The organism is uncultured Nostoc sp. (assembly GCF_964247315.1).
Taxonomy (GTDB): domain Bacteria; phylum Cyanobacteriota; class Cyanobacteriia; order Cyanobacteriales; family Nostocaceae; genus Nostoc.
In genome coordinates this window covers 19,277-27,991 of the sequence record NZ_CAXTTT010000101.1, presented here as the reverse complement: position 1 = coordinate 27,991, position 8,715 = coordinate 19,277, and the positions used below count along the sequence as shown (strand labels likewise).

The 8,715-nt window shown below is 42.2% G+C and carries 6 protein-coding genes; 4 read left to right on the top strand and 2 right to left on the bottom strand.

The features are described from left to right. Positions 1-343: 343 nt before the first annotated feature. Positions 344-1,012: a (2Fe-2S) ferredoxin domain-containing protein gene (locus ACFE93_RS25605; protein WP_375477439.1), complete on the bottom strand. Its 669-nt coding sequence runs from the start codon at positions 1,010-1,012 to the stop codon at positions 344-346. Positions 1,013-1,072: 60 nt separating this feature from the next. Continuing rightward, positions 1,073-1,330, bottom strand: coding sequence for an Asr1405/Asl0597 family protein (locus ACFE93_RS25600; RefSeq protein WP_375477437.1), 258 nt, complete (start codon positions 1,328-1,330; stop codon positions 1,073-1,075). Between the two features lie 454 nt (positions 1,331-1,784). Here ACFE93_RS25600 and ACFE93_RS25595 point away from each other — a divergent pair, with 454 nt between their 5' ends. From ACFE93_RS25595 to ACFE93_RS25580, 4 genes are all read left to right on the top strand, one after another. Continuing rightward, positions 1,785-2,339 (top strand): Dps family protein, encoded by a 555-nt coding sequence (locus ACFE93_RS25595; protein WP_375477435.1) that lies wholly within the window; start codon positions 1,785-1,787, stop codon positions 2,337-2,339. A gap of 521 nt (positions 2,340-2,860) precedes the next feature. Next, positions 2,861-6,127: a carbamoyl-phosphate synthase large subunit gene (carB, locus tag ACFE93_RS25590; RefSeq protein ID WP_375477433.1), complete on the top strand. Its 3,267-nt coding sequence runs from the start codon at positions 2,861-2,863 to the stop codon at positions 6,125-6,127. Between the two features lie 585 nt (positions 6,128-6,712). Further along, positions 6,713-7,669, top strand: a complete 957-nt coding sequence (locus tag ACFE93_RS25585; RefSeq protein ID WP_104909800.1) for an RNA polymerase sigma factor, RpoD/SigA family — start codon at positions 6,713-6,715, stop codon at positions 7,667-7,669. Positions 7,670-7,891: 222 nt separating this feature from the next. After that, positions 7,892-8,236, top strand: coding sequence for a DUF760 domain-containing protein (locus tag ACFE93_RS25580; protein WP_099102117.1), 345 nt, complete (start codon positions 7,892-7,894; stop codon positions 8,234-8,236). Positions 8,237-8,715 lie beyond the last annotated feature (479 nt).

Sequence of the window (8,715 nt, the reverse complement as noted above, 5' to 3'; positions counted from 1 at the left end):
ACGACGACTCAAGATAGAGCAAAGCTTGAATTTGAGCAGAAATTGTCAACAGTAGGTTTTTAAGTCATTGATAATTGACGCTTCTACTGTAAGCGATGTCTAATCACAAGCCTCAGTGCGTCTACCTACTCACCAATCAATCACATTCCCTTGAATTTTCGCAAACGATGGGAGCATCTCAGTTAAAAATTACTCAATAAAAATCCTATTCATTCAAAAAACTGGCCTTAATTAAAGCCAGTTTTTTGATTTTATTGCAAACTTCTAGCGGACTTAAGGCCGAGTATTAACGGAACACACTTGAGAAGATATTATTAAGCTTTCTGATTAAAATGTCAAGATTTTATGAATTATTTCCCCAAAGTTTGCCATTATATATCGCAATTTCCTTTAAATTCTCAGGCTGTGCTGATAAATTTTTGTCGCCAAAATGCTGATTCATCAAGGCGGGAACTTGTGTAGCTTGAATTCGACTATGGCGTGTTTTATCTGGCATAACTAAATTCGGCCCAGCTTTACAGTTCTTCATACAACCAGTGCCCTTGATTGTAACTTGGTCTTCTAAACCGCGATCGCTTAAAGCCGCCTCCAACGCCTGACAAACTGCTTTACCACCGCGTTTCATACAATCAGACTTTTGACACACCAAAATCGTGGCCTTAGTCTTAGCTGGTTTTACCTTGACATCATCAATAAATGGGGGTTCTTGTGGTGCAGCGATGCTTTGAACTGCTGCTATTTCAGAACGTGCCGCCATCACACGTTCAGCTTTCAGTGTAATTTTGTCTTTTTTTATATCGTATTCTTTATAACCAACAACTTGTAGCCAAGTACCTGCTGGTAGCCGCAAATCAAAAGCAGCCCGTAAATGTTTAGCGAGTTTAACGTAGCATTCACCCTCATGAGTAGCCAGCAGTAAACCTTTCAGCTTATAGCCATCTTTAATAACAAAATCTATAAATCTGCCCTCAAGGCAAAATTCTGATACTTCCATATTGTGAGATCCACCCATTTTTTAACCTCCTTTTAATTAATACAAGCTATCAAGCAAGATATTCTCAGCAGCTAAAAATTATAACTGTTGGTAGCGACTTTTCCAGCAACACTCAAGAGTCCAAATCTGGTCTTGACGAGAGGCTGTAAATCGCCGTACTACACTCCAAAGTTGAACAGCCGCAGTCAGATTGCTAATTTCAACTTTTAATGGCTGGTTAGCCGCACAACTACAAGGAATGTCTAACTCCTCTAGACGTTGATAGACTTGCCACCGATCTACCCAATTCACCTCTACAAGGTGGTTTATTTCTATTTCTGAACTATACGATTTCAAGAGAATTGCCCTCAAAGTGCAACAAACTTGCAGTAACTACCGCCATTTAACTCCCTGCTTTTTGAAAGTCTTAGTAAGTCTAGCGTCTTAAAACCAGCATACCTTAAGTGCAAACTATTCTCATTAATTTTGGAAAAAGAATAAAATTTTTGCAACCCTCCTATGAGGGAGATCGGGGGGATGACCTGGACAATTAGGACAAGGAGGTATTTACTCCCCTATCTCCCCTCACTTCTTGGGGTATATGCACACTTAAGTTTTCATGTCAATAGTAATGAAAAATATACACAACTAGATGAGCTTGCCATAATCCAGCAAACGAGAAACTTAAGACTTTTAGTAAACAAAAATACAAAATCTTGTGATGGCAAATTGGCTTGCTCTTATTGTGAAAATGTTAATATGTAAACAATGAGCAGTTAAAATCTATAATTGCTAAATAATGAGGAGAACAATGTCTGAAACGCAAACTTTGTTACGAAATTTTGGTCATGTATATGACAATCCTGTATTGCTGGATCACAGTGTAACTGCTCCAGTTACAGAAGGATTTAACGTTATATTAGCTAGTTTCCAGGCACTGTACTTGCAGTACCAAAAGCATCATTTTGTAGTTGAAGGCTCAGAATTTTACTCTCTGCATGAGTTTTTTAACGAAAGCTACAACCAAGTACAAGATCACGTTCATGAAATTGGCGAACGTTTGGATGGACTAGGTGGTGTGCCAGTAGCTACCTTCAGCAAATTAGCAGAATTAACCTGTTTTGAGCAAGAATCTGAAGGCGTATATTCCTGTCGCAAAATGGTGGAAAACGACCTAGCTGCTGAACAAGCAATCATTGGCGTAATTCGTCGTCAAGCTGCTCAGGCAGAGAGTTTAGGCGATCGAGGCACACGCTATCTGTACGAAAAGATTTTGTTGAAAACTGAGGAACGTGCATATCATTTATCTCACTTCCTCGCCAAAGACAGCTTAACTTTAGGGTTTGTCCAAGCTGCTCAAAGCTAAAATTTTCATAATCTAGATTTGTCTACCTAGACTCAAAGAAAAAGTTGGCAGTCCAACTATTAAAATATTATAAAAAATGGCAGAGAATGGTATACCTATTTCTCTGCCATTTTTCATCTAAGTAAACATATTTATATAATCTTTAACATTGAAAATATTTAGCAATTAGCTAGTTAAGATCAATTTTTCTCTAAGTAATTTATTTGTGCATAAATAAGCAGACAGATAGATGCCAAAATAAATCATCATTTATCGCAAGGTTCATCAGATTAAATAATAAAGATTCGCAAAAGCTTTAGAAATTTGAGGATCGTAATTAAATAAAATTAGAAATAAAAAATAATGGTTGGGCATTGGGTATTGGGCATTGGGCATTGTTTATTAATTATTCTCCCCTACTCCCCTACTCCCCAGTCCTTCCTATCATCAAACTTAGAAAACTTAATAATAAAAAGCACCATAGGGGGTAAAGACCCTTAAAATGATCAGGATTTGTATTCTCGTATTCCAAGGCAACGACTATGCCCCGCCGTGACGACCTCCGGAAGATTCTACTGTTAGGCTCTGGCCCAATTGTAATTGGACAAGCCTGTGAGTTTGACTACTCTGGCACTCAAGCCTGCAAAGCACTCCGAGAAGAAGGCTATGAAGTGGTTTTGGTCAACTCCAACCCTGCAACGATTATGACCGACCCGGAAACGGCCGATCGCACTTACATTGAGCCGCTGACGCCGGAATTGGTCGAAAAAGTCATCGAAAAAGAACGCCCCGATGCTCTACTACCAACGATGGGAGGACAAACTGCCCTCAATCTCGCCGTTGCTTTAGCCAAAAAAGGGGTGTTGGAAAAGTACGGCGTTGAGTTAATTGGCGCTAAACTCCCAGCGATCGAAAAAGCCGAAGATCGAAAGCTGTTTGGTGAAGCAATGGCAAGGATTGGGGTAGCTGTTTGTCCTAGCGATACAGCCGAATCTTTAGAAGAAGCCAAAGCTGTTGCCCGTCAAATTGGTACTTATCCCCTAATTATTCGTCCAGCTTTCACAATGGGTGGAAGTGGCGGCGGCATTGCCTACAACCAAGAAGAATTTGAAGAAATGGCACAGGTTGGTATAGATGCCAGTCCTGTTTCGCAAATTCTCATTGACCAGTCTTTACTCGGCTGGAAAGAATATGAACTTGAAGTGATGCGTGACTTGGCAGATAACGTGGTGATTATCTGTTCCATCGAAAACCTTGACCCGATGGGCATTCACACCGGAGACTCTATTACCGTCGCTCCCGCGCAAACCCTCACTGATAAAGAATATCAAAGGCTGCGGGATATGGCAATTAAAATCATCCGCGAAATCGGTGTGGAAACTGGCGGTTCTAATATCCAGTTTGCCGTCAATCCGCTCAATGGCGATGTGGTTGTAATTGAGATGAACCCCCGCGTTTCCCGCAGTTCGGCTTTATCTTCCAAAGCTACAGGTTTCCCAATCGCCAAAATGGCCGCAAAATTGGCTGTGGGCTACACCTTGGATGAAATTAAAAATGACATCACCAAGAAAACTCCCGCCTCCTTTGAGCCGACAATTGACTATGTGGTGACAAAAATCCCCCGCTTCGCCTTTGAAAAGTTCCCCGGTTCCGAGCCAGTGCTGACAACCCAAATGAAATCAGTCGGGGAAGCAATGGCAATTGGGCGGACATTTAACGAATCCTTCCAAAAGGCACTGCGATCGCTCGAAACTGGACGCGCTGGTTGGGGTTGCGATCAAGCCGAAAAATTACCCAGTGGCGAACAAATTCGCGCTCAACTGCGGACACCTAACCCCGATCGCATTTTCTCCGTGCGCCATGCCTTGCAACTAGGAATTAGTGCTGAGGAAATCTACGAACTGACTGGTATTGACCCGTGGTTCTTAGATAAATTTCAGCAACTGCTAGATGTTGAAAAATTCCTCAAGCGGACACCTTTACAGCAATTGACAAAAGAACAACTTTATGAAGTGAAGCGGGACGGATATAGCGATCGCCAGATTGCTTACGCCACCAAAACCACTGAAGATGAAGTTCGCGCCTACCGCAAACAACTAGGAATCATCCCAGTTTACAAAACCGTAGATACCTGCGCCGCTGAGTTTGAAGCCTTTACCCCCTACTACTATTCTACCTACGAAGAAGAAACAGAGGTTTTGTCAGCAACTAAGCCAAAAGTATTAATTTTGGGTGGTGGCCCCAACCGCATTGGACAGGGAATTGAGTTTGATTACTGTTGTTGTCATGCCGCTTATGCCTTGAAGGATGCGGGGTATGAGACAATTATGGTCAACTCCAACCCAGAGACAGTTTCGACAGACTACGATACCAGCGATCGCCTTTACTTTGAGCCTTTAACAAAGGAAGATGTCCTTAATATTATCGAAACTGAAAATCCAGTTGGGGTGATAATCCAGTTTGGCGGGCAAACCCCGCTGAAGTTGGCTATCCCACTCCAGCAATTTCTCAGCACTCAGGACTCAGCACTCAGCACTCAAATTTGGGGTACATCACCAGATTCCATCGACATGGCTGAAAACCGGGAGCGGTTTGAAAAGATTCTTCAACAGTTGAATATTGCCCAACCGCCTAATGGTATTGCGCGGAGTTACGAAGATGCGTTGATTGTTGCTAAACGCATTGGCTATCCAGTGGTGGTGCGTCCCAGCTATGTGTTAGGGGGACGGGCAATGGAAATCGTCTATTCTGATGCTGAGTTGGAACGCTACATGACCTTTGCGGTACTAGTGGAACCAGAACATCCGATTTTGATTGATAAGTTTTTAGAAAATGCGATCGAAGTGGATGTAGATGCGATCGCCGATCATACCGGACGAGTAGTGATTGGTGGCATCATGGAACACATAGAACAAGCGGGGATTCACTCAGGAGATTCCGCTTGTTCCTTACCTTCCATTTCCCTATCACCAGCAGTTCTCAATCAAATTCGCACTTGGACGGTGCAGCTAGCGCAAGCGCTGTCAGTCGTGGGGTTGATGAATATCCAATTTGCTGTTGTCGGCGCAAGCAGTTATTCTCCCCAAGTTTACATTTTGGAAGCCAACCCCCGCGCCTCGCGTACAGTCCCATTTGTTTCTAAAGCAACGGGCGTACAGTTGGCGAAACTAGCATCCTTAATTATGTCAGGTAAAACCTTAGAGGAGCTACATTTTACCGAGGAAATCATTCCCACACATATTGCTGTAAAAGAAGCTGTATTACCCTTTAATAAATTCCCAGGAACTGATACAATATTGGGCCCAGAAATGAGATCCACTGGTGAGGTGATGGGGATTGACAGCGACTTTGGCCGTGCCTTTGCCAAAGCGGAGATGGGTGCTGGGGAGCGTTTACCGTTAACGGGAACTGTATTTGTATCAATGAGCGATCGCGATAAAGCTGCTACAAGTAGTGTGGTCAAGGAATTTATAGATTTGGGCTTTACAGTGATGGCTACCCTTGGTACACGCCGAGTTCTTCTGGAACAGGGGTTAAATATTGAATTAGTGTTAAAACTCCATGAAGGTCGTCCCCACGTCCTTGATGCGATCAAAAACCAGAAAATCCAACTTATTATCAACACACCATCAGGGGAAGAAGCCCAGACTGATGCTAGGTTAATCCGCCGCACAGCCTTAGCTTACAAAATTCCCATCATTACTACCATCGCCGGTGCAAAAGCTACCGTCGCCGCCATCCGTTCCTTACAAAATACCACTTTGGATGTAAAAACTATCCAAGAGTACTGCCTGATCGCTAAAGAGTAGAGAGTAGGGAAGCAGAGGAGCAGGGGAGATGAGGAGACAAGGGGGACAAGGGGTAATTATTGAACAAGTCTCTTCCTTGTCTACCTTATCTCTTCTCAATGTCCAATTCCCAGAAAAAATTAAACAATTCTTAGAAGAGAATGAATATAGTTCTCATTGAGATACTTTAACAAATATGAGGAAAATTATTTGAACCAGATCATTTCTTAAATTGACTTTTAGTCAGCCTTAAGATAGAGGGCAACGTTGGATGAACTGGAAAAACCAGGAAATTTCATGTCGCCATCTAGCCAAAATATTCTCATAAATGTTACAATTATTAATAGGACTTCCATAAAAAATGTTTAAAAAGCAACCTTTTATCTAACTGTAGATACTTGTGAAAAGTAGGAAATAACTGTAGTTTTAGCAGTTAAGAAGCCTAAATTTGATTATTATGAGCAGCCGAGTTTCTCAGGCGCGTAAGTTGCAAACCATAGTACGGGTTCCCAGTCTGACTGGGTAGCGCCCTAATAAATAAAGCATCTATCCCTTAATCCCTTAATGACCCTACCGCCAACCCCATCATTACCAAAGAGTAGCGCCATGAAGACCGCTCAGACAGCCACAGACCTCGTGCGGACTTACCTGCGCGAGATTGGCCGTGTTCCACTCTTAACCCACGAGGAAGAGATTTTCTATGGAAAACAGGTGCAACGTTCCTGCGCTTTGCACGAATCAAGGGAATCTCTTGCCACCCAGTTAGGTCATCAACCGACTCTAGAAGAGTGGGCCAAAGCAACAAACCTAGAACCAGCAGAGTTGAACGAAGCGATCGCAGATGGTGAAATTGCCAAGCGCAAGATGGTAGAAGCCAATTTGCGGCTGGTAGTGTCCGTTGCCAAAAAATACATCAAGCGCAATGTCGATTTACTAGACTTGATCCAAGAAGGTAGTATCGGTATGCAACGGGGCGTAGAAAAGTTTGACCCCACTAAAGGGTACAGATTTTCTACTTATGCCTATTGGTGGATTCGGCAAGCGATTACTCGTGCTATAGCCGAAAAAGCTCGTACCATTCGGCTGCCGATCCATATCACCGAAAAATTAAATAAGATTAAAAAGGCACAGCGCCAATTGTCTCAAAAGTTGGGACGCGCTCCTACGGCTGGGGAGCTAGCTCAAGAATTAGAATTGACACCCAAACAAGTACGAGAGTATTTAGAAAAGGCGCGTTTGCCCCTTTCCTTGGATTTGCGGCTGGGTGATAACTACGACACCGAACTCGGAGAAATGCTGGAAGATCCAGGAGCTTCTCCTGAAGAGTTTGTTATGCAATCTTCCCTATCTTATGATTTAGATCGCTTAATGGGCGATCTCACGCCACAACAGAGGGAAGTAATCACACTGCGCTTTGGCTTAACTGATGGGCAAGCCCTGACTCTGGCTAGAATTGGTGAAATATTGAACATCAGTCGAGAAAGAGTCCGACAAATTGAACGGGAAGCCTTAAGCAAACTTCGCAAGTCTAAAGCGAATATGGATGAATATTTGGCAAGTTAGAAGTTAGGAGTGATGAGTTTGTAATTAACTTTCCACTCCTCACCTATTTATTGGGGTGAGAAAATACGCTGACTTTGGTACGGTTACACCTACTCCCACTCTGACGCTAGGCTGTTACATTAGTTGACAGGAAGACAAAATAACTAAGTCAAATCCAAAATAGACATTTAATATTCAAATCACAAGCACCGCAGCTAATAGTGGTAGTTAAGGAGCTAAAAAATGAGTAACCCATCCAATCGTGTCTCAGAATTTTTTAATAGCGAATCAGAAACTAACGATTTACTATGGCAGTACGTTAAATCCTTAAGTCCAGAGACAGTTACCCAGCTATCCAAACCCACGTCTGCCGAAGTCTTTCAGGTGATGGAACGGAATATTACAGGACTATTAGGTAATTTACCTTCAGAACACTTTGGTGTTACTGTAACTACAAATCGGGAAAATCTAGGTAGGCTTCTTGCTTCTGCAATGATTAGTGGTTATTTCTTGCGTAACGCTGAACAGAGAATGAATTTTGAAATGGCTCTACAAGGATCTGAAACCGACAACAGCGAAATTGACTAGAAATGTAAAATTTGGTAAATTCAATCAATATTGTTGGGCTGGTAGCTAGTCATAGTTACGGCGATACGAATTGAAAACAAGTCTCGGCGAAATCTTTGCCGCTAATTCCCGATTATACATCAGCTAAGTTTTTTAAAATATCCAAAATAGCGACGAATTCAGGTTGAAATTTAAACTCAGAGGAACGCGGAGTCTTTGATTTCGCTTCTCTGTTAACTCCTATGGTTTTGTGATTAATTCAATCAATTATATGTATATAATATCAGGCTAGTTAGGTATAACTCCCTAATCTATGCAGAAAGGTGGAAAATTCCTCCTATGTATATCTCTACTGTATTAATAATAAGTTTTTAACCAGACACAATATTAGAGGTGTATTTGTAGATGATTAATGCACATTTGTGGATAAACGAACAGTGCTAAATGACCTTTGCAATAAATAAATCTAAACTCGGCAGAGTTACAACTAGTCTGCCGAG